Source organism: Photorhabdus tasmaniensis, assembly GCF_011189505.1.
Lineage (GTDB): Bacteria > Pseudomonadota > Gammaproteobacteria > Enterobacterales > Enterobacteriaceae > Photorhabdus > Photorhabdus tasmaniensis.
Window position 1 is genome coordinate 117,337 of the sequence record NZ_PUJU01000007.1, and the last position, 20,923, is coordinate 138,259.

14 protein-coding genes, 1 other RNA gene and 1 pseudogene are annotated in these 20,923 nt (G+C 44.0%); 9 read left to right on the top strand and 7 right to left on the bottom strand.

From position 1 onward, the window contains the following. The first annotated feature begins 6 nt into the window (after positions 1 to 6). The 4 genes from ssrA to C5471_RS24185 all read left to right on the top strand — a co-directional run bounded on the left by ssrA (position 7) and on the right by C5471_RS24185 (position 3,162). Positions 7 to 370, top strand: a transfer-messenger RNA (tmRNA) gene (gene ssrA, locus C5471_RS04920). 204 nt (positions 371 to 574) lie between these two features. Next, positions 575 to 1,804 (top strand): integrase, encoded by a 1,230-nt coding sequence (locus C5471_RS04925; protein ID WP_133815359.1) that lies wholly within the window; start codon positions 575 to 577, stop codon positions 1,802 to 1,804. Positions 1,805 to 2,085: 281 nt separating this feature from the next. After that, positions 2,086 to 2,622: a hypothetical protein gene (locus tag C5471_RS24180; RefSeq protein WP_242688568.1), complete on the top strand. Its 537-nt coding sequence runs from the start codon at positions 2,086 to 2,088 to the stop codon at positions 2,620 to 2,622. A gap of 18 nt (positions 2,623 to 2,640) precedes the next feature. Continuing rightward, entirely contained in the window at positions 2,641 to 3,162 is a 522-nt protein-coding gene (locus C5471_RS24185; protein ID WP_242688569.1) for a hypothetical protein, read from the top strand. Between the two features lie 157 nt (positions 3,163 to 3,319). Here the strand turns inward: C5471_RS24185 and C5471_RS04935 are convergent, their stop codons facing one another. The 6 genes from C5471_RS04935 to C5471_RS04955 form a co-directional block, all read right to left on the bottom strand. Next, the gene (locus C5471_RS04935) at positions 3,320 to 5,017 is read right to left on the bottom strand and encodes a hypothetical protein (RefSeq protein WP_133815360.1); all 1,698 of its coding nucleotides are present in this window, start codon (positions 5,015 to 5,017) and stop codon (positions 3,320 to 3,322) included. An 84-nt stretch (positions 5,018 to 5,101) separates the two neighbouring features. Then, positions 5,102 to 6,547 (bottom strand): multidrug DMT transporter permease, encoded by a 1,446-nt coding sequence (locus C5471_RS04940; protein WP_133815361.1) that lies wholly within the window; start codon positions 6,545 to 6,547, stop codon positions 5,102 to 5,104. Beyond that, positions 6,544 to 9,882, bottom strand: a complete 3,339-nt coding sequence (locus C5471_RS04945; RefSeq protein ID WP_242688570.1) for an ATP-binding protein — start codon at positions 9,880 to 9,882, stop codon at positions 6,544 to 6,546. Before C5471_RS04945 ends, C5471_RS04940 begins: the two co-directional genes overlap by 4 nt. A gap of 41 nt (positions 9,883 to 9,923) precedes the next feature. Next, positions 9,924 to 10,670: a hypothetical protein gene (locus C5471_RS24190; RefSeq protein WP_242688572.1), complete on the bottom strand. Its 747-nt coding sequence runs from the start codon at positions 10,668 to 10,670 to the stop codon at positions 9,924 to 9,926. A gap of 298 nt (positions 10,671 to 10,968) precedes the next feature. Beyond that, entirely contained in the window at positions 10,969 to 14,751 is a 3,783-nt protein-coding gene (locus C5471_RS04950; RefSeq protein WP_133815362.1) for a hypothetical protein, read from the bottom strand. Positions 14,752 to 15,012: 261 nt separating this feature from the next. Next, positions 15,013 to 15,738: a hypothetical protein gene (locus C5471_RS04955; RefSeq protein ID WP_133815363.1), complete on the bottom strand. Its 726-nt coding sequence runs from the start codon at positions 15,736 to 15,738 to the stop codon at positions 15,013 to 15,015. Positions 15,739 to 15,866: 128 nt separating this feature from the next. Between C5471_RS04955 and C5471_RS04960 the strand changes: the two genes are divergently transcribed. From C5471_RS04960 to C5471_RS04970, 3 genes are all read left to right on the top strand, one after another. Continuing rightward, positions 15,867 to 16,079, top strand: a complete 213-nt coding sequence (locus C5471_RS04960) for a helix-turn-helix transcriptional regulator (RefSeq protein WP_133815364.1) — start codon at positions 15,867 to 15,869, stop codon at positions 16,077 to 16,079. 147 nt (positions 16,080 to 16,226) lie between these two features. Further along, on the top strand, positions 16,227 to 17,537 hold the full coding sequence (locus C5471_RS04965; RefSeq protein WP_133815365.1) for a YfjI family protein: 1,311 nt from the start codon (positions 16,227 to 16,229) through the stop codon (positions 17,535 to 17,537). A 69-nt stretch (positions 17,538 to 17,606) separates the two neighbouring features. Beyond that, entirely contained in the window at positions 17,607 to 17,759 is a 153-nt protein-coding gene (locus C5471_RS04970) for a hypothetical protein (protein WP_166295672.1), read from the top strand. A gap of 354 nt (positions 17,760 to 18,113) precedes the next feature. Here the strand turns inward: C5471_RS04970 and C5471_RS04975 are convergent, their stop codons facing one another. Beyond that, positions 18,114 to 18,737 (bottom strand): inovirus Gp2 family protein, encoded by a 624-nt coding sequence (locus C5471_RS04975; RefSeq protein ID WP_133815366.1) that lies wholly within the window; start codon positions 18,735 to 18,737, stop codon positions 18,114 to 18,116. 599 nt (positions 18,738 to 19,336) lie between these two features. Here C5471_RS04975 and C5471_RS04980 point away from each other — a divergent pair. Then, complete coding sequence (locus C5471_RS04980; RefSeq protein WP_133815367.1) at positions 19,337 to 19,750, top strand: hypothetical protein; 414 nt, start codon at positions 19,337 to 19,339, stop codon at positions 19,748 to 19,750. 817 nt (positions 19,751 to 20,567) lie between these two features. Beyond that, positions 20,568 to 20,923 (top strand): annotated as a pseudogene (locus C5471_RS24800) (RHS repeat-associated core domain-containing protein); the annotation flags it as partial.

Here is a 20,923-nt window from a genome sequence, read left to right on the forward strand (position 1 = left end):
ATACTTGGGGCTGATTCTGGATTCGACGGGATTCGCGAAACCCAAGGTGCATGCCGAGGGGCGGTTGGCCTCGTAAAAAGCCGCAAAAAAATAGTCGCAAACGACGAACAATACGCAATAGCAGCTTAATAACCTGCATATCGCCCTCTCTCCCTAGCCTCCGCTCTTAGGACGGGGATCAAGAGAGGTCAAACCCAAAAGAGATCGCGTGGATGCCTTGCCTGGGGTTGAAGCGTTAAATCTAATCAGGCTAGTTTGTTAGTGGCGTGTCTGTCCGCAGCTGGCAAGCGAATGTAAAGATTAGACTAAGCATGTAGTACCGAGGATGTAGGAATTTCGGACGCGGGTTCAACTCCCGCCAGCTCCACCAAAATCCTCCATCGGTGATTACCAGAGTCATCCGATGAAGTCCTAAGAGCCCGCACGGCGCAAGCCCTGCGGGCTTTTTTGTGCCTGCAATTTGTCCCGCGAAGTCCGAAGAAAACTAATTAAATCCGAACCTTTTAGGCCCATTGATAGGCCCAACGAAAAGCTCTATTGTTTTCGTTGGGCCTAAACGCATGGAGACTCCATCATGGCAAGAAAAACCAAGCCGTTAACCGATACGGAAATCAAAGCCGCCAAACCTAAAGATGCCGATTATCAGCTGTATGATGGTGATGGGCTTACTCTGTTAATCAAGTCCAGTGGTAGTAAGCTCTGGCAGTTCCGTTACTATCGACCTCTTACAAAGCAGCGAACCAAACAAAGCTTCGGTACCTACCCTGCCGTCTCACTTTCTGATGCGCGTAAACTCAGAGCTGAATCTCGAGTTTTATTGGCGAAAGACATTGATCCTCAGAAACATCAGAAAGAGCAGGTGAGAAATTCTCAAGAGGCCAAAACCAACACTTTCATGTTAGTTGCCGAGCGTTGGTGGAATGTGAAGAAAGCCAGCGTAACAGAGGACTACGCCGACGATATCTGGCGCTCGCTTGAGAGAGATGTTTTCCCCGCAATCGGTGATATCAGTGTCACTGAGATTAAGGCTCATACTCTGGTTAAAGCAGTGCAGCCGGTTCAGGCCAGAGGTGCATTAGAGACTGTCCGACGCCTTTGTCAGCGTATTAACGAAGTCATGATTTATGCACAGAACACAGGCCTGATTGATGCAGTTCCCAGTGTAAATATCGGAAAAGCATTCGAGAAACCGCAAAAGAAAAACATGCCAAGCATCCGCCCGGATCAACTTCCGCAGCTAATGCAGACTATGCGTACGGCAAGTATCAGCTTGTCCACAAGATGCCTTTTCATATGGCAACTTCTCACCATCACCCGCCCTGCCGAAGCCGCTGAAGCTCGATGGGATGAGATCGATTTTGATGCTAACGAATGGAAAATTCCTGCAGCTCGAATGAAGATGAACCGGGACCATACGGTTCCACTATCTGATGGGGCTCTCGCTATTCTGGAAATGATGAAGTCTCTCAGCGGTGGTCGAGAATTTATCTTTCCCAGTCGCATCAAACCAACCCAGCCAATGAACAGCCAAACAGTGAATGCAGCACTCAAGCGTGCTGGCCTAGGAGGCGTACTCGTATCACACGGTTTACGTTCTATCGCTAGTACGGCACTCAATGAGGAAGGATTTCCGCCTGATGTCATTGAAGCAGCACTGGCTCATGTAGACAAAAATGAGGTACGTCGCGCTTACAACCGCAGCGATTACCTTGAGCAACGTCGTCCGATGATGCAGTGGTGGGCAAACCTTATAAAAGCGGCAGATAGTATTCCTACGGTTTGTAATGAAGTAGAAGGCCCTTAGATTGGTTGGATAGTGGATTTAAAATCTCAAGTGACTATCCTTAGAAAAGATAATCACTTGAGATAATTGAATATTTTATTGGATTAAGGTAAAACCATGCTAAATTATATTAATTAAGATAAAATAAAATACCAATTATATAGATAATGTTACATTTTCTAAAATCGCGATCAAGGAAATTGATAATAATCAAATTTTAGAAATTGACATAATACAAACAAGATTTATCGTGCTATAAGCACTACATTAACCTTTCTTTTTTTCATAAGAAGCAATCGAAAATGATTAATACAGTAGAAATTCACCGAAAACAACCAAACATAACTCTCACCCAGCATATACAAAATAAAAGATTACAACTTGGAAAAGAAATCTCCAAAAAATACAAGATTTATCTCGATTTAAGGTTCTGGATATTTTTTAGAGATATTGAGCTTGGGAAGAATAACGATCAGGATTTAATTAAACTCCTACAAAAAATAAAGTACTTGGTTGATAATGGTAAGGTAGTTTGCCCTATATCTGCTACTGTTTTTTTAGAACTAATGAAACAGAACGATACCGAAACAAGGATAGCCACAGCAAAAATTATCGATCATCTGAGTTTTGGAGTTACACTTATAGTTAGTCCTGAGAGAGTCAAACAAGAATTATGTAATGCTGCGTATTCGATTTTGGGATCTAAGGACAGCATTCCAATTGATCAATTAGTATGGACCAAACTAAGCTATATTTTCGGCGATTATCATCCATACGATACACCTTTCGATGCAGCTGAAGAATTGATCATTCAGAAATCTTTTTTTGATCATATGTAGGATATTTCACTCGTTGAAATGATGAACTATATCAACTATGAAAGCTGGGAACAATTAGATTGGCAGAAAACAGCAGAAATGCTTAACTTGGCTAATAAAGAGCATACCAATGAGCTTAGAAGCTATCAAAACGCATATCGTATTGAATTCCAGGGAGTGTTAAGCCTTTTCAGAGAACAGCTAATCCAGATATTCAAAGAGGCTTACAAGGCCGGATATAACAATGATGAAATTAATAATAAAATAAAATCCAAAAATGAAAAATTTAAGCAATTTGCACAATTAGTGCGTACTTTACATATAGGTGCCTCTTGTCATGCTGCAGTAAGATGGGATCAGAAACGCCAGCTCAATGGTAATGATCTTTTAGATTTTCATCATGCCGAAGCAGCTTTAGGATATTGTGATTTATTTTTAACTGAAAAACCTTTAAAAGTCCTAGTGAGTCAAGAACATTTGGGATTAAGAGAATTATTCTCATGCTCTATTGAGTCATCAGCTAGTGAAGGACTCCAGATTCTTAACTTGTGCAACATATAAAAATTTTGGATATTTCATATTACCAAATCCATAAAATTTAGAGGTCATTTTCATAATTGAAGCTGACCTCTCACCCGCACGATAAGCCCCCCCTCCACAACTATGGCTAAGATTGGCAAGTATCATACCCCCCAATTACCTTATATTACAAAAATAGTTAATCATCTATTTTAAAATCAAAAACCCTTAAAATATCATTAAATGATGCTTCACATTCTCCCACAAGGTTAGTGAAGTGGGCACGTAGATTTTCATGATCGGTACGCGCTTCAGATATCGCTTTCTTCTTTTTTTCTGTAGAAGCATGTCCGCGTACTTCGGTTCGTAGAGCATGCAGTTTTTGCATGGGCTGAACTATCCCTTTGGCTTCATCTAGTGTTGCACTTTTAGCAATAAGAGCTTCTTGTAGTAAACGTAAGGACCCCCATTTGGGTTCAATGGTTCGGCCCTCGTATTCAGCAATCTCACTCAGTGGCTTTGGTAAAAAGCCCTCAACTAAATACTGATCAAGCGCAAGAATTTCATCACCCCACTCTTTAATTGAATCTGTTGCAGGATACTGAACAGCGTCACTTAATACAGTACCCCGTGGCTTCCACCAGATGGGAGGATTCTTGTCCATTCGCGAAATTTTGTGTTTGAGTGCCTCCAATGGTTCATAGGACAGATACCATTCCCCAGTAATATCAGTCTGAAATGCACGCTTAGAAATTGTTCCTTTTGGCCATTCATTGAAGGCTTGCCAATAAAGCTGTTCTTCATATGGTAATTGAGCCAAATCACCTATGTATACATGAACTTGCCCGGCCTCATTAATATCATAGGATTTTAAATACCAAGCATTTCGACAAGCAATACTTCTATCTTCTAAAGTATATTTTTCTGGATCTGCCTTGAAACGATGTAACACTTCTGCTCTAAAAAAGGCAGGTGAAACTTCCCAAGGTAATTTATTTTCTTGAAAATAGTTAGATAGTGAGTCTGGCCCGCAAGATGTTTCAACGTTGCAGCTATTTTTACGATCGTATATTTTAAAGGTTGCGTATTTCCTCTTAGATGGATTATCTTCATCCTTCCATGCTTTTACCAGACTGCGCACAGTTACTTGAGGGCGAATGATCATTACACCATTACAGTAACTGGCTTCCCCGTTAATACCACCATGATAAAAAAGATTCCCTTCATCTTTTGTATATCTGTTGATATCCCCCCAACCAGCAAAGTTACCCCATCTGACACGCGTAAAATCAAACTTTAAAACAAGACATGTTTTGGATAAAGCCATAAATGTATCTAAGTCCTTTCGTTTAATAGTAACTATATCCAGATATTTAAAAGGAGGTGAAATATTTTTGTTAATTATCCTGATTACATCCTCAATATCACCTCGGTCATCGAGACGACAATATGCATTTCTTTCTGGCAAGTAATATAACCCAAGACTGTGCACAAGTTTCTGACTTAATTCGATAGGTGCACGGCCTTCTTCAACACCATGGAACCTACGACGATAAATTAATGCTTCTCCCCCTTTGAATACCCCATCTAAAGGTGGCTCAAGATAAATACGATGTCCTTGACCTCCACCCCATGACTTTTGAATTTTCCAACAACCCTCAACATCCATACGCATATTCTGCAATGCCCATCTACCTGCTGCAGTAACACTTTTCTCTAGGGCTAGCGCGCCATGAATTAGGACACTATTTCCAATCGCGTAGATGACTACTTCATCATTTTGAGCATTTTCTTTCAGATATTTAATGGAACTTTCAGCCTCTATTAACCAAGCGGCATCATCATTCTGAGGCTTTTCCGAAATAGCATGAAGATCTGTGAATTTAAATTGACTCATGAGTAATATTCATATCCCTTTACTTTACCTGTAACTGACATCACTTATAAGTGATAACTTCCCCTTATGAATTAAGAAATAATATCAAACAAATATCACCCCTCTCGTAATTTTTTCACTGAATCTGCCATAACTCCCATTACGATGTAATCTACGCACTTGCCAAGAGTAAAATGAGTGCAATGACCCGGTATTTGTTATGTTTCTCTCGCGATATGTAGTGCCTCGCGATATGAGGGCAGTCCCACAATTACCTTGAATCTGCCATAGCCTAGCTGGCCCCCATCCAGCATTCCAATAATGAAGCTCTGCGACGACCTGGTCCTTTATCTTAGCCTGTAGACGCCCATCATGCGGGATGACTTCAAGAGCATTTTCTATGCCAGGCATAGTCGGCAAAAATAGACGAAATGGATACAGATCATGTTGAAGGTACCCAATCCGATTAAAATCGAGCGTTCCCGCTAATGGCCAAGCTTTGCAATCTTTATTTACTATATGTTCTAAGGTTGGTGGAAATACCAATGTAGATGAGCTGAGTGGGTCCGGTGCTTGGCTAGAAAGCATCAACCCGTCCCTCCAGAACGATTCGAGATGGGGTACTAGGTTGGTCTCTTCCGTATCGCCGCTTACGATTTGTGACCACCGTACAATCGATATCTCTGTGCACTGATCCATTGACATTGAAATGGGTGAACTAAAGGCAATTAGCTCATCGCCAGGGTTTGCTGCCTCTACTTGAGCAAGTAAGGAGATCAGTGAAGCCTTTATCGCCTTACTATCTCCGGTGAAATCAGGAAATGTTGATAGCCATTCAGGACGCCTTGGTCGAAGAAAAGCTAATGTTGGATGGATAGGCAACGCTAGGAGACATTGTTGAACGGTCAAATCCACTGGTATCTTCCAGATGTGTCTGGCCACAGCTAGCGTGCGAAGATAAGCGGAAATTACGCGAAGGGCGGTTCGAGAGGAAAAATGAGGGGCAAAGCCCTCTCCCAAGGGCCGAATGAAATATCCTGCATCTCCTTGGTACGGTGCATTTGGATATGCCGTCCTGTTTTTTGTCCATTCGAAGGCCATTTGTCGGGTAAATGGACGACGGGTAAAAGTTTCCAATCTACTAATGGTTGTATGGAAGATTCTAGGCAAATCAGTACCTTGAACACCATCAAAGTCATCTGGAATGATGAAGTCTTCTGGAACTAGTTCCAAATCAGTATTGACGAGCTGAATCGATAACCCAAAATCTTTCATCAATAATGTTGAAAGTGGTGAGGGTAGAAGAATATTCTCTGCCAAAAAAGTAGAAGGAGAGTAGTTATACTCTTTAATTGCCATCCAGAAAATACATAACACTTCGACAACCTCGGCTTCAAGTTTGCGCGAGCGCAGCAATTGAAGCAGAGAGGATTCAGTTTCAGCTTTCGTTTCAGGCTCTCCCAGTCGAGCGGCAAGCTCCTGGATAGTCCACCACCGAACGGACGTAGCAGGCCATCCAAGACGGGCAATAAGAATGCGAAGATCGTTCATTTCACTTCCTGGGCGATTGGCTCGAGCAGTTCTGACATCCAGCAAGGTGGTTCTAAGGGCAAGGTCCGAGTATCCTCAATCACACAATTAACCATCGTCTCCGTGAACTTTACAGCTTCATCAATGCGATTTTGCTTAACGTAGAAATAGACCATAACTTCCGATGGAGCTAAGCGTGACGACACTGGCTCATCAAACATGTTGTAGGTTGTTACGGTCACAAATTCATCACAGCGCTGCGGATAATTTTGGGCAACCAGGTCGAGTCTGTTGCAAGTCACATCCACGTTCTCCATGTAACCAATCCATCCCCCATTACGGATCTGTGCATGAACAAGATACTTCCAGGCTGCTGTTAAGCCACTTAATCTACGTTTTGTTTGAAATGCAAACTCGGAAAGATGTAGAGCTTCCCTCATCCATTTGTTGTTTTTTGTAAATAGAATCTTATCCAATTCGATGAGTAAATTTCGCCCCTGCTTTTGGCTTTCCCAGTACTGATACCAAGTACGGAGAAGTTGCGGGCGCTCTTTGTAATATGGTTCCAGAGCTATGAGCAAGTCTTCTAATTGATCAGATCTAAAGACCGTCACATTACCTTCATAAGTTTTGTTTTCAGTGTCGCTATTTGAATTTTCGTGACGCTGTAAACAACCAATACCCCATCCATTATGTCTTTCAAGAATGCGAAGACGCTCAGAAGCAGTTGCACAACCATCCTCTACAAGTTGTTGCAGTGCATCCCGAATTTCGGGATGAAGACCAGTGCGCATTAGAGCGTCCAGAGGCCATTCTTTGATAATTCCCTGTTTGATATAGGCTTGCATGCTGCTCTCGGCCAGAGCCCAATCCCCCACATTTGTATGTTCTTCAAGTTTTATCACCAGTGCGGAAGGCTTCAGCTTTGCCAGTAGCTTATCTGCTTCAGCAAGAACATGTCTCGTGCCCTTACCATCGGTGTAATCCAAAACATGGTGGATCTGCGGCGCAATTTTAGCCAGTAATCGACAGGCTTCCTTCGGCGCTACATCAACCAAATAAGCGATGGCATCAACCGTATTACTCAATGTGGGATCTTTACGATATCCGTATCCGGTGGTCAATTCCCATGTCTGCGTGCAAAGTTCACGAGCTTCTGAATTCAGTCGATGGGAAATCGCTATCGCACAGAGTTGTAATGGTATTTGAAGATGTACGCTAGTCTCATTTTGAACGTCTGCATCGAGTAACAATCGCTGAGCATCAATGAATGTTCTAGCCGCTTCGTCGGTCATTCTGGTCAGTGCACCTGATGCGTATTGAGTACGGAACGACGCACTATCGAACCAAGTGCATTGCAAGGCAGCATCAATGGTTGAGGGGGAAAGTGTCACAGCACTAGTACCTGCAAGCAGAGCACTACCAATATGTAAATCGCAAGCAATACGATGTAGTGCCGCTCGAAAGTCCCCGGTAGCTGAATTTCTATCATAGCCTTGCCTGAATCGCCGAAACTCAAAAGGCTCGAGCATTTCATATAGTTCGTGGAAGTTTATGAACTCACCGCACCACCAACGTTGAGCTATTTCTTTACCGATGTCGGACAATACATTGAGATAATCAGTAATATTTTCTCTATCTTTGTACATTGGGGCCTTGGTGTGTACGAAGTTTGTTTGCCCCTCTGCGATCATACACAAATGTAGATGTACAGCTCCAAATAGCCAGTGGTGCGCAAGAGCAGCCAAATTATCTTTGCGTTCGTAATAGCTGTCGCTTAGCCAGTTCACCGGGATTGGTTGGTTAGAAGAAGTTGAGATTCTTGAAATTGCTGCCTCTATCGCAGCAACAAAAGGAGTTCTGGAAAGTTCGTCGAAGTCATCTCGCTCGGTTAAGACTACACCCGCAGCCGCACTTATACAAGCATCGCTAATTATGTTCTTTTTCTGTCCATCGGGCAGAGAAGCTACGACCGACATTAAATCATCCAGATTACCTTCTTGAATCAGCGTTTGAACGCGAGGTAACCATATATCCGGGCTATTGTTGTCGACCATCCATGCGAGATTTTCAGATGTATTAGCGATAACACCAAGCTGTGCAAATGCACTGGCCAGAAACGTTAATTCATCGGAACCGGACCTTGAATTATATTTACTGGAGAATTGGCAAAGGGCTCTGAACCGATGCAGAGCTTCTTCACCGCAAATTTCTGCCTGAATTGCATCTCCTCGAGACAGTAAGGCCAGACCAAGTGCAGCAACGTGTAAAATATCCGTTTCATGCCTGGAGGCTATAGACTCACGTATCACACTTTCCTCTGAGGTTAGTGTCAATGTAAAAGATATGAGCCTAGCTAGATCGCTATCCTGCATCTGAAATTGACTTCCATCAACCATACGAGCTTTCAGATGCGCCAACCGGTAGGCATCTGAAAAATTTGCAGTTTCAAGCGCAGCGCTCAGGGCTTCTGACAATAATATCTCAAATAAAGCTTCTGAATATCCTTCTTTTAAGCGACTCATGATCCAGTCACGAGTTAAACCTGTAATGAGATTGTTGGGGTTACCAAGCTTCGCTTGAACTGTCCATAACCAGTTCACTCGTAGTGAAGTAGGTGCCTGGTGTTCAAGCCAGTCTGCAATAGCAGGCATTAATTCATTGATTCGACTCTCAAAGCCATCAGTTGCACGTACGAAAACAGCCAAACTTTCATGGAAGACTTTAAGACCAGCCACAGACGAATGGAGCAAGTGCTCTACTTTATCCACATCTGGTTCCACCGCCTTAATATTGGTAGCAATCTCTGAGAAGGCTGTCTTAGGCCAGAAAAAAGTAAAGGCACAGATAAGCCTTAGCGCATCCTTTTGGCTTGGAGCAAGACGTTCCCATAGAGATGCATAGTAAAATCGGGCGTCTTGGCTCAAGTCTCCCTTCAACTGCTCAATATCCCAACTGGATAGTCTGCGACCCGCATGTTTCAATTCTGAAGTCGCATAAATAACGTGAAGAGGATGGCCATTAGTTTTCTTACGAAGAGCAGATGCTGCACTCTGCAGTTGTTCTTCAATTTGTTCTTCACTTTCAAAACCAGTTGTAAACCAGCCTTCTTGAACTGTTTTACGTAGATAAGAAAGGACTGCATTCTCAGACATTGCAGGCAATGTGTGCCATTCAGATTTTGGTGCAAAGGCAAGCAGATCCGTTGGTAACTGTTTGTCATTTACCGGTTGAGTGCCAACGAGCAGTACCATATTTTCCGGACAGGGAATTACCTGACAGAAAAGGTCATCAAGTGGTCGTTTATCCTCATCGTTAATTCGCCAGACATGATCCAAACCATCAATAATGAGCACAAACGGCTTACCTAGTAATTTGTAGTGGTCAGCACATGCCTTTAATTGTGTATGTAAGCCTCCACCAGTCCTCGGAACATCCTCGTGAAACTGTTGGATTTGAGCCAGAATAGATTGCCGACAACGTAGCTATTAACTCGATCGCGGCCTCGCTCAGTTGTCGACAGAAAATAGTGATGTCGAACCGTTGGGATACCTTCTTCTGCAAGCGTGTCGCACAGTGCGCTCAGGTAAGTACTCTTTCCACGTCCTGGTGGGCCAGTCAGCACAATTGCCTTCCCGGTAGCATTAATTGTGCTCTGAACAAATTCTTGATGGAATATCTCATCAGGCACCTCATAACCTTCTGGAACAACAAAATCCTCTGGCAAAGGAGCCGGAGCTGAAGCTCGCAAGATAGTGCCAACCTCTGCCAACGTGATCCAGCCATCCGGCGCAGGAAGATTTTTTTGCGTCGCCCAATTCAGTGCCACATATTTTAGATTAGCGATTCCCTCTGGCGTACCATGCAGTCGAAGGCGAGCATCAACTTCATGCTCCAATGCAAGATAGCCCTTATCGCTGTGTCGAATACATAATTGTTTAAAAAATAGTTTGCATTCCTTAATGCCACCAAGTTCAGCCTCTACCAGGGTGCGCTGAGGTTCTGGGATCTTAGAAGGATCAATCCGGCCTCGTTCCAGACAAACTTCAATAGCCGCGTCTGGTCGGCGATTCGTTATGAGCGAAATTTCGCCAATACGCACTGGATCAAGTTGTTTGAAAGCATCGAACCATTTACGTAGCATCGATCTCGACCGCTTTGTCTTGCCCGTTTTCTCCAGCATCCAGTCCCAAGATAGAAGATGCGTATCAGAATCTGGAGTGAACTTGATCTGCTGAAGGTCAATGAATCCATCACTTCGTTCGATGACGATGTCATCTAGTCCCTGTGGTGCTTCATTTTCATTATCACATTCAAATTTCACGCGGCTATAGCGCGTCGGCGCATCAAGCCAATCGCACAGGACCTTAAGACCCTGGCGATTTTGATAAATATAACCAGCTGCAGTGATGGCGGTTTTCTTAATATGTTCACTCATAGCATCAAGATATGTTTAGTTCGGTTTTGATCCAAGTGTCCAGAGTGTCTACACGTACAAACTGGGTCGGAACAGAATATGGTGGATGAACCATCCAGTAGTACACATCGCGGCTTACATAGAGTTCAATATTTCTTAAAGGAACATTCTTTGGCTGTGGCCACTGGAGCAGTTCAATCAATCTTGAACGGTGAGCTTCGAGAAATTTTCTGCGGTCTAAGATACGACTGAATTGTCCTGCCCTGTCATTCTCTGCCTTACCAAATATACGATCACGAAGACGACGGCTATCTTTCATTGTAAATGGCGGCTGGTTGTATTTACACTCTACTGTCACGAGCAAGTTGCTTTCCGGCCAGTATGCAAAAACATCGAAATCACCAACGTCATCAAATTTCTCTTCCCTGAATCTTCTAAAGAAATCAATACCTCGCTGAACATAAGGTGTATGCCTACAAAATATTTCCTCTGTACGAAGCTCGAGGCGCTTTTCAATACTCTCCTTAACCTCGCGAATGACTGGCTTAACATGAGGCCAATCAAATTCCGCAGGCAAATAACCGTCTCGTACCGCCGACATCCAAATGTACATTGCCCGGCTTGCCGACTCTGCCCCCCAGCGCAAATCGGCACCATCTATTACTAGCGGCCTGATAGTGTATCGATCGATTCGCTTATTCCGCTCCCAATATGGGATATCACCTTCATCAATATCCCGTCCTACAAGCCTGCGAACTCCCACTTCCGAAAGAGTCAGAAAATCCACAATGCTTTGAGCCTCAGAATAGTCAAGACTATCAATGCTCTCAGCCAACCCTCGCGCAAGGCGATCAGGTGCTGCAGCATAAGACAGAGAAAGTCCGCCCCCAAATCCATATCGTTCAGCTTGCGATAATACAGCGAGAACAGTGAGCATATTCTTAAGCTCGAAACCCAAATCGGTGATAAAAGCTTTTTTGAGTTTCTCTGAAGCCAGCAATCCCTCTGACTCTCCTTCCACTGCATCCTCGTCATTTGCGCCAAGCCCCAACCTGGACTTCGCATACTCCTTTGCAAAGGTAGCCTCACGCTCACCAAAATCGGTCGAATAGAAAACTTCAGGAATATATGAGTCGTCGATTTCAACACCCCCCACATCAATACCATTGTGAAGGGTATCACTGGCACCAGTCAGCACCATGAACCAATCAACCAAGCCAACTAATTCTCGTAGTACATCCTCTGTAACGTTATCTACACCATTTGAAGGTAAATTGACGGTCTTCTCTAGTAGATATCGATAATGGCGGGCCTTATCACCGAATTCTTTGCGTGCATGTTCTATCGCATCAAGTCTGTCATACTCAACTTCATGAGCAAGACTCAAACGGGCTCGTTGGATTCTAGTTCTCTCAGTAACAAGGAGGGCATCGTGTTGTTCGATGAATGCCTGCAGAAGCTGATGCCTATCAAATGCTGCAAGTCGATTCTCAATGTGAAGGCGCATGCGAGCACTAGAAGGATCAATTCTAGCCTTGGCATCTGACAGTTCATACCTGCCAGGAATAAATCCAAGCCCCATGATTTCTGCGGCCAGTCTTCTGCGTGCAAGCTTGTAATCGGTAGGCGAAGGAATTATAGGGTATACATAGTCGGGGACATCAATATTACGGGTCATGACTTTTAAATGATAACGAGCCGCTTGCGACGCTATGTGAGTAAATCGTTGAGCAAATTCATCGGGCATCTGCAAACCAAGTACTGCATGACATTTTTCGAGCGTTTCCAGTAAGCAACGAACCTCGAATGATCCATCCTTGGAAAGATTTAGCCCGGCAAGCACTGCACGTGTATCAACTTGAACGTGAAATACATCGGGGTTGTGGGAATCCGGGATGACTGAAGTCACCACGTGTATAAATTCGTCTAAAGAAGAAGGACTCTCTTCAGCTTTAACCAGACTAGATGGATCAGGGGAGCAGGAAAACAAAACATGCGGTTGCCTAAATAGAGAGATATCAGACATCATTTTTCTGCAGCGATAGCTACAGTCGGCCAGAAGTTGGGCAAAAAGGTCTATCAGACGTCCATCTTCAAAGCGTAATTCTTTGGGTATTTCTATTAATGTTTGAACGGTACAGGAACCAATCGATGTTGAGTATGCCATCGCTTTGTGATGACGTGATTCAAGTCGAACGACACCTTCAGTTGAAGAACTCAACGTCCATCCGATAGAGCTGTCTGGAAATACCCTGGGGGCACGAGACCAGAATTCTGTCAATATCTTGAAGCGCCAAGAAGTACCCCAGTGAGGGTCTAGCCCGATGAAGTTAGGTACAATCGCACCTTCGACAAGTACACCATGCATGTCTTTGAATGATGCAAACAGGTCTACTGCTCCACGGGAAAATGGGCTGAGCGTCCCCTCTTGAGTATCTGTAAATTTCCAATAACGTTCTAATTCGTCCAGATCGTTGAGACTATCGAAAATCGTGATGAAATCCGCTAATGGAAACAAACGAGTTGGCTTTGAGGGGAGATTGATGGAATTAAACGCAGTACCCGCGAGTGTAACGACAACAACGATGTGAAGCTCGTCGACGCCAGGTTCTGCTCCATCTCTAGATAGAGAAAGGAAACGTCCATCATCAAGACGGAAGAAAATGGGCGATCCACAACTCACCTTGGCGTATATGCTTTTCGCTGCGTTTGACAGGCGGTCACTCGATGTGTGGTCACATATGCAAATGAGATATATCCCAGAATTATCCGGTATAATACAACTGATAGGCAGTTCTTCGAAGGCAGTGCCGTCAATATACAGAGTCAAAGGTCCCATAAGGTTTCTTTGGAATCGCTCAGCGACGAACTCTGCAAGTTTCCTGTGTGTAGAGGGGCTAATCCCGGTCAGATTTTTGTTAGCCCAATGGTCAATAATGAGACCCGGAGCACTGCGCACTGACATTGGTATCCATACCCCATCCATTTCGACAGCAAGGAAAGGTAGCGCCATGCCTTGCATCACTGCATTTCCGAACGCATCCGGTTTCAGCGGTGCTTTGAAAGTGCCAACACGAGTATCGAACGTACACCCTGCTTTCTTTCGGCGGTTCGCTAGCTCATTGCCAAGTTGCTGAAGCAAAGACTTGCAAGCCAACCAGAAGTCTTCAGGAGCTAGTTCAACATCAGCACATTGGGCCTCGGTGTTGACAGAGAGCATCAACTCGGGAATCGATTCGATGATCTGCGCTTGCAGCGCAATGGTAAGATCCATATGGGCTTGTGCTTCTGGAATATGTGCATAGGTAATGCGAAATGCTTCTACGAAGTCAGACATTCTCTCAATGCAACTCCCGTAGAACATAGGGACGAAGTCTTGACCAAGGCGTACTTTGATTTGCCCCCAATCAGCCTCGGGGGAAAAATCCTCAAGCATTGGGAATTCAGGCCATGATGCGTATAATTCTTTTGTAAATACTTTAAAATCTACATAGCTATCAATCGATATACCTACCTGAGACTCAAATGGCAGCTCTAAAAGGACACACCAAGCAAAAATATGCTTTATGGGGCTACCTGTATTGGCTGGCCAAAGTTCGGAAGTAAATAATGCAACTGCTACGTCGAGGGTTTTGTATCGGCGAAATAAATTCTGGGTGGCTTCCAGATGCTTACAAAAGTATGTGTCCTCACCTACCCCATTCGTAAACAACTCACGATATCTAGACATATCGCGTAGCAAAGAACCATAATCAACTTGTTGCTCTGTTAGTTTTCTTTCCCGCTTTTCACGTGACTTCCTACCCACTTCATATCCTCCCTGTATGCATACGTTGACAGTCCATACGGTATCGAAGCATAGAAAATATTAATGCGTATCATAATGAATATCTTGAGTCACTTACTGTACCGCCCTCACAAAAGTGCATAGCCTTACATTATCAAACACACCCAACAAATTGTCACATCTGTGTTATTGCAACCAAAAATCTAACAAATTGATAAATAATAAATTTTTCTTATTTCAACTAGTCACACTTCAGATTGGTTTTCGTAACTTTAGCGCGAATCACTCTTTGCCAATCATCACTTCTTCAAAAGCGGCTTTCACATTTTCATCCTCTGCTAGCCACCTAAGCACCGTGCGCTCTAATTCATCATAAATCAGTACTGGTTCTTCACCTTTTTTGGTTTGTGCCTCAATAAAGAACCACAATTCATCGTCAATACAATCAAAGGCTTCTGTTGGATCAATCCACCTATTTTTAGGCATGTTGGCCTTGAGTAGCCGGATTGCTTCGGTTTTAACTGCGCCAAACAGCTTCTCACCGCGTTTTGAACCCGCCTTTCTTGCCTTTTCAGTTCTTTCTATTTGTTTTTTTTCGCTATGGGTAATCCAATCCAGTCGATCCCGGGCACCTTTCCATATCCCGCAATAATACTGCGCATTCTGGAGATGCAGACATGCTTCGCTCAAACGATGGTTAAATTGCTCAAATATTGCAAAATGATAATAACACAATGATAAATAGAGATATTTATCAAATTCTCCATGCCATGCGGCTTTACGCCAAATATCATCTCCATCTTGTTTTATTAAGCTTTCACATTCACTGAGACAAAGGTCTTCCTCATTTTCAAAACATGCCCTCAGGTTATCCAACCACTGCTGAGCTTCACTGTTGTACTGTGCCAACATTTTGATAGGCGGTCTTATTGCCTTCAGCCCATTTAGTTGATTTTCATAGACCCCACGCATTTCTTTAAACAGCAGTTCGATATCGTTTGGTTTCATATTTTATCCAAGGGTGAGTTACATGAGCTAAAAGTAATTTTAGGGGGACAAGTAGGCGTATTCATAAACATGCCGTCTTCCTTTAGCCTTTGCCCTGTCCGTACACAGCTAATCAGAGGCAAAGCAAAATGACCATATCAACAGTGAAAGTACTACGTTTACCCGCAGTTGTCAGCAAACTGGGGGTCGCCCGGTCCACCATCTACGACTGGCTTAATGCCAAATCACCACGCCATGACCCGGCGTTTCCGAAACCTTATCCGCTAGGCAAGCAGTCTGTTGGCTGGCTTGAATCCGAGCTGGATGATTGGGTATTGCAGCGCAAACAGGCACTACTCTGATCTCCTCTCCCTTTTACAGGCGACTGTCGAAGGAGCATTCTGAAACACCACATTAAAAAACATTCACCGCATGCCCTTACCCGGCAGGGTTAGTCGCATCGGTGATGTCATCCCTGCGTTATTTGGATTTAAAAAAAGGAAATTGAAATGTCATATTTCCCCCCTGCACTTCCACAAGTTAATCCTGCCAGTCCGTTCCCCATTGACGCATTGCCATTGATAATGCAAAACGCCATCAACTATCTGCAGGATGGTGGAAAAGTACCAGCTGTACTGGCCGTGAACGCCGTTTTAGCGGCAGTATCGCTGGCCTGCCATTCGCATATCAATGTACTTAATCCCTACACAGGCACAGAGGAGCATTGTTCACTCAACATCCTGACGCTCGCTGATTCAGGGACGGGCAAATCGTCCGTCAGCAAACAGGTGATGAAGCCCTTTGATGTTTTCAGGACTGAGTTGGCTGAATCACACCGGGCCAATCTGTCTGTTTGGCGTGAAGATTACGTTGTCTGGAAAACCAAACTAAAGGCACTGGAAGGTAAGCTTCGCGATGCAATTAAAAAGGACCAGTGCACAAACGAGGCCCAAGCAGCATTGAAATCCCACGCATCGGTTGAGCCCGTTAAACCCATGTTACCCACGTTGGTCTACAATGACACCTCGCTTGCCGCACTCATCGCTGGCCTGAGTGGATATCCGTGCGCAGGTCTGATTTCTGATGAAGCCAGCAACTTCTTTGACCCGCGTCTTAAAGATAATCTGGCGTTCTTCAATAAAGCCTGGGATGGCGATATGTATGAGCATAATCGTCATCATCGTGCCATCCAGAGCTTTAAACCGACGCTGACGGTGTCCTTGATGTTACAGCCTTCGCTTTTTTTCGATTACATGAAAAAGGATGGTGATAAAGCATTAGAGAGCGGTTTTTTATCACGCTTTCTGTTTTCAAATATCACCCCGAACAACACGTTGAGTTCTTGTATGATGAGCCACCATTATCGTCCGGATACCGCTTACCGTGATGAAAGTGCATTAACCTGCTTTCACAACCTGATTGATAAATTACTCGGACAGCAGCTTAAACAAATTAATTCAGGTGAAGGTAAAAAGAAGGTTCTTAAGCTTTCACCTGAAGCTGAATTCCACTGGGAGACGATGCGCGACAACTGGCTTACATACACATTCCCGGGATGTGCCTGGTCATATATCAAACCAATGGTGCTTAAAGCCAGTACGAATGCGTTGCGTATCGCTGCACTGCTGAATTACGTCGCCAACCAGGAGGAGGACATTATCTCTCTTAATGTTATTTCCCAAGCATCAGCGATTATGGCCTGGTATCTCAACCATACCGCGGCCTGGTTTTATCAGTTCACGGATGAGTATAAATTTCAACAGGATGTACAGGAGCTGACTCAGTGGATCCAATATAAATTCATGTCCACTAACGGTTGACCCTTTAAAAAGAACGATGTCATTAAATATGGTCCAAACAAATTTCGCCGCAGCGAAAGACTGGAGCCGTTGCTGAACGCCATTATGCGCACGAGTGCTTTCGCATATATTGTTAAATCCCATGCCAATCCGGCAATTTATATTACCTGGCGCATGAACGATGGTCGCTATATGCCATTTTTTGATGATAAACAGCCACCTTCGCCACAGAACCCTGCTTAGCCAGAATAGCTATCTCATACCTGAGCACTATTTTGGATAAAACAACAATACATAGGCTCGTGGTCCGGAGGAGATCGCGAGCCTTATCCATCTGAAATAATGCACAGTGATACACTGTACATCTGCTACAACCGCTACTGTAGCGAACTGTAGCGGCATTCTGGAAAGTACTCTCAAATGAAACATGCTCTTTTGCTCACAAATCGTTCAACCTGGAACAGACGGATTCACTGCACTACACATCTGCGATGAAGCACTACAACTCAGATATGTTGCCCTCGTGTTATCGCCTGTGTCGCTACAACGCTGCTACAATCGTGCCTGATTGTGGTTTTGATTGGGCATATCAATAAATCAGGACTGGCTGCATCCAAAATTTCTGTGCTCGTCAGAATTATCTTTGCTAAATCGCTTAGCCAGATAAGACAGTCTGCTCATAATAGTATCGTAATGCCAGGTGAAATGTTCGCCATTGGCATTAAGATTAAAATCACCTTCATGTACAAACTCTATCAGGGGATAATATTTATTTTGATAATCCTGCTGCGCGTGCAGTTTCAACGCTCTGATCCATGCATCCATAATCATCAATCCCAGGCAGTGAACGTATTGCCCCTGCTTCGGATAATAGGTACCAGCTGCGTACCAGGCATCGTTATTCAGTATCAATGCCACATGATAATGTTTCTTCCCCTTTTCTTCACCAAACTCTCTGGCCCATACATAGCGAACTTTACTGAGATGAACTCGCTTTCCCTGTTTTACCTTTCTCTTCTGCGTGAATTTAATTTGTGATTTTAACGACTCAATAAAACGGGTTATCAATTGATGATCTGTTTTATAACTTTCGTAATTGGCATCAGGAAACCTCAGGATAATATTCAGGATAAACGTCCTTGGGTATTCACGTAAGGAACTCTGCAGCGTTTCATGAATACGATTAATGTGATGCTGATTATAACCCATATCGTTGCTCATACTTCAATCCTTGTGTTATTCATCTCAATATAATTAGCATAGAGAGTTAATTAATACATTTAAGTTTTTATTCTGAAAAATAGTCAATGCTATTGCTGCAACAGTATTAATCCATCTTTATTATTTTAATACCAATCAGACATGCAATATTAACCAATAGATATTTTTGCTATAGAAGAAAGAATCATTAACTTCAGACAATTAACTTACATAATATAGTCAATAATCACTCTGAAGTTAGATACATGTGAGAAGATGAAAGTTCTCATTATTACGGATGTTTGATTCCACATTTAGTTAAATTTATATTGCAGAAATTTTCATACCTATATCACTTAAGCGAATGGGAAAAGACTCAGATTGCCTCTCTATGGCTTATTGATCTGTCATGCCGATCGATGCTGACACAATGATAGCTAATGACTATCAATTTAAATTTATTGATCGTTTTTACAATAGATAATAACGATCAATTTCTGATAACCGATCTGTATTAACGATTATCCCAACAGACCACGAATGCATACGATCAGGCTGCTTCCTGCATGCCGGGAAGTGGCTTTTCACCATATAAATCACACAGTAAAGGAAAGATTTAATTGAACATTCGCACAGTGCTTTTTCTCTGCTCATCACTGACAGCAACTGCTGCACAGGCCGTTACTCCCGAACAACAGTGGGGTGACTGGTATGGCTACATCAATGCCATGGAGTTTGAAATTAGCACCGACAATGCCACCGGAGAGCGCCTGACGCTGACCTGCTCAGACGAGCATATGGCCCTCTCCTACAGTGTGCCTGCAAAGGACTATCGGGCCTCAGCCACAGGTATAAGCATTAACGAAAACTCATACGCTACGGGCGAAACGGCCTTTATTGCGCTCAAAAATTCCAATGGTCAGGAGCAGATAGAGATCACGATGAAAGATAAGCCCCTCTCGGGAACCTTTAAAACCAGGGGCCTGCGCGGAGCGTTGACTGACCTGAGCTGGCAGGACTGTATCAGCCATTAAGGCTCATGAGAGGCCCTGTTCATAAAGATTCACTGGGTTATCGATGATTGCGACAACCTCACAACACACGATTCAGGATGTAAAAATGAAAGCACTAATTTCACGACTTACCGTCATTTCAGCTCTGCTATTTCCCGCTTTAAGCTCTGCTGTGGTTATCCCCGGAAATATACACCCCGGACGTTACACGTTCTTTTTGACAGAGAAAGGAGGTGAAATGCTGCGCGATATGAACGATGCTGCAGTGAGCGTCAAGCTCAACAATAAAGCAGGCTTCACGGTTGAGGCGCAAAGAATGGCCGCTGCCGCGAATATTTCGCCTTTGCTCTATGCCGCATCACCACTTGAAGGGAACTTTATCCGCTACGACAGTAAACCCGTTAAGGCCCTGACCTGCCTTATCACTTCCCGCAACATGCCGGGTACCAATAAAAATTATTCATGGGAGGAAACCTACTGCCTGGATGAAACCGGTGCAGCTTACATTGGCACCCAGGGCTGGCCGCCAAGCGCAATATTCGACAAAAGCTGTGAGGTGGACGCATCTGACTGCCCGGTCTATCTGAGCCTGAAAAATGATCCACCCACTCTGCGCAACGACTCCGCACAGTATGTGCCATACAGCAGTGCTCACCGTTCTGAGACGGTGCCCAATAAAACTCAGAATAAAATACCAGCTGACGAAATTGTCGCTGAACAGGATGGATATGCGGTTCACTTTTCCCGAAGCAACAACTGTTCTGACAGCAGACTCACCGTTAAAAATATCAGCACAGGGAAAACTACTACGATCACAGGTGTCAACGGGTGCACATTTGACCATCAGAGGACGGTGCGGGAAATCCTGACCGAGGAAGGGGAACTTATCTGGGCGGGCCGGCTGCTGACCTGGGGCGAAGCGGAATTTTGGCGGGTGCTGACGGTCAATGACCCGCGGACTCTGACGTGTAATCTTCGGTTTTGTGGTCAGTATGAAGACACGGAGAGCGGTTTATTTTATAATCGGTTCCGTTATTACGACAGGGAAACGGGATAGTCCCTAAGACCCGATTGGGCTGAGAGGGGGCCTGAATCCGTATTCGTATGTCCATAATCCGGCGAACTGGATTGATCCGCTCGGATTAACAGGATGTCCTAATAGTATTAAATATGGCGAATTAGATCATTTAGGGC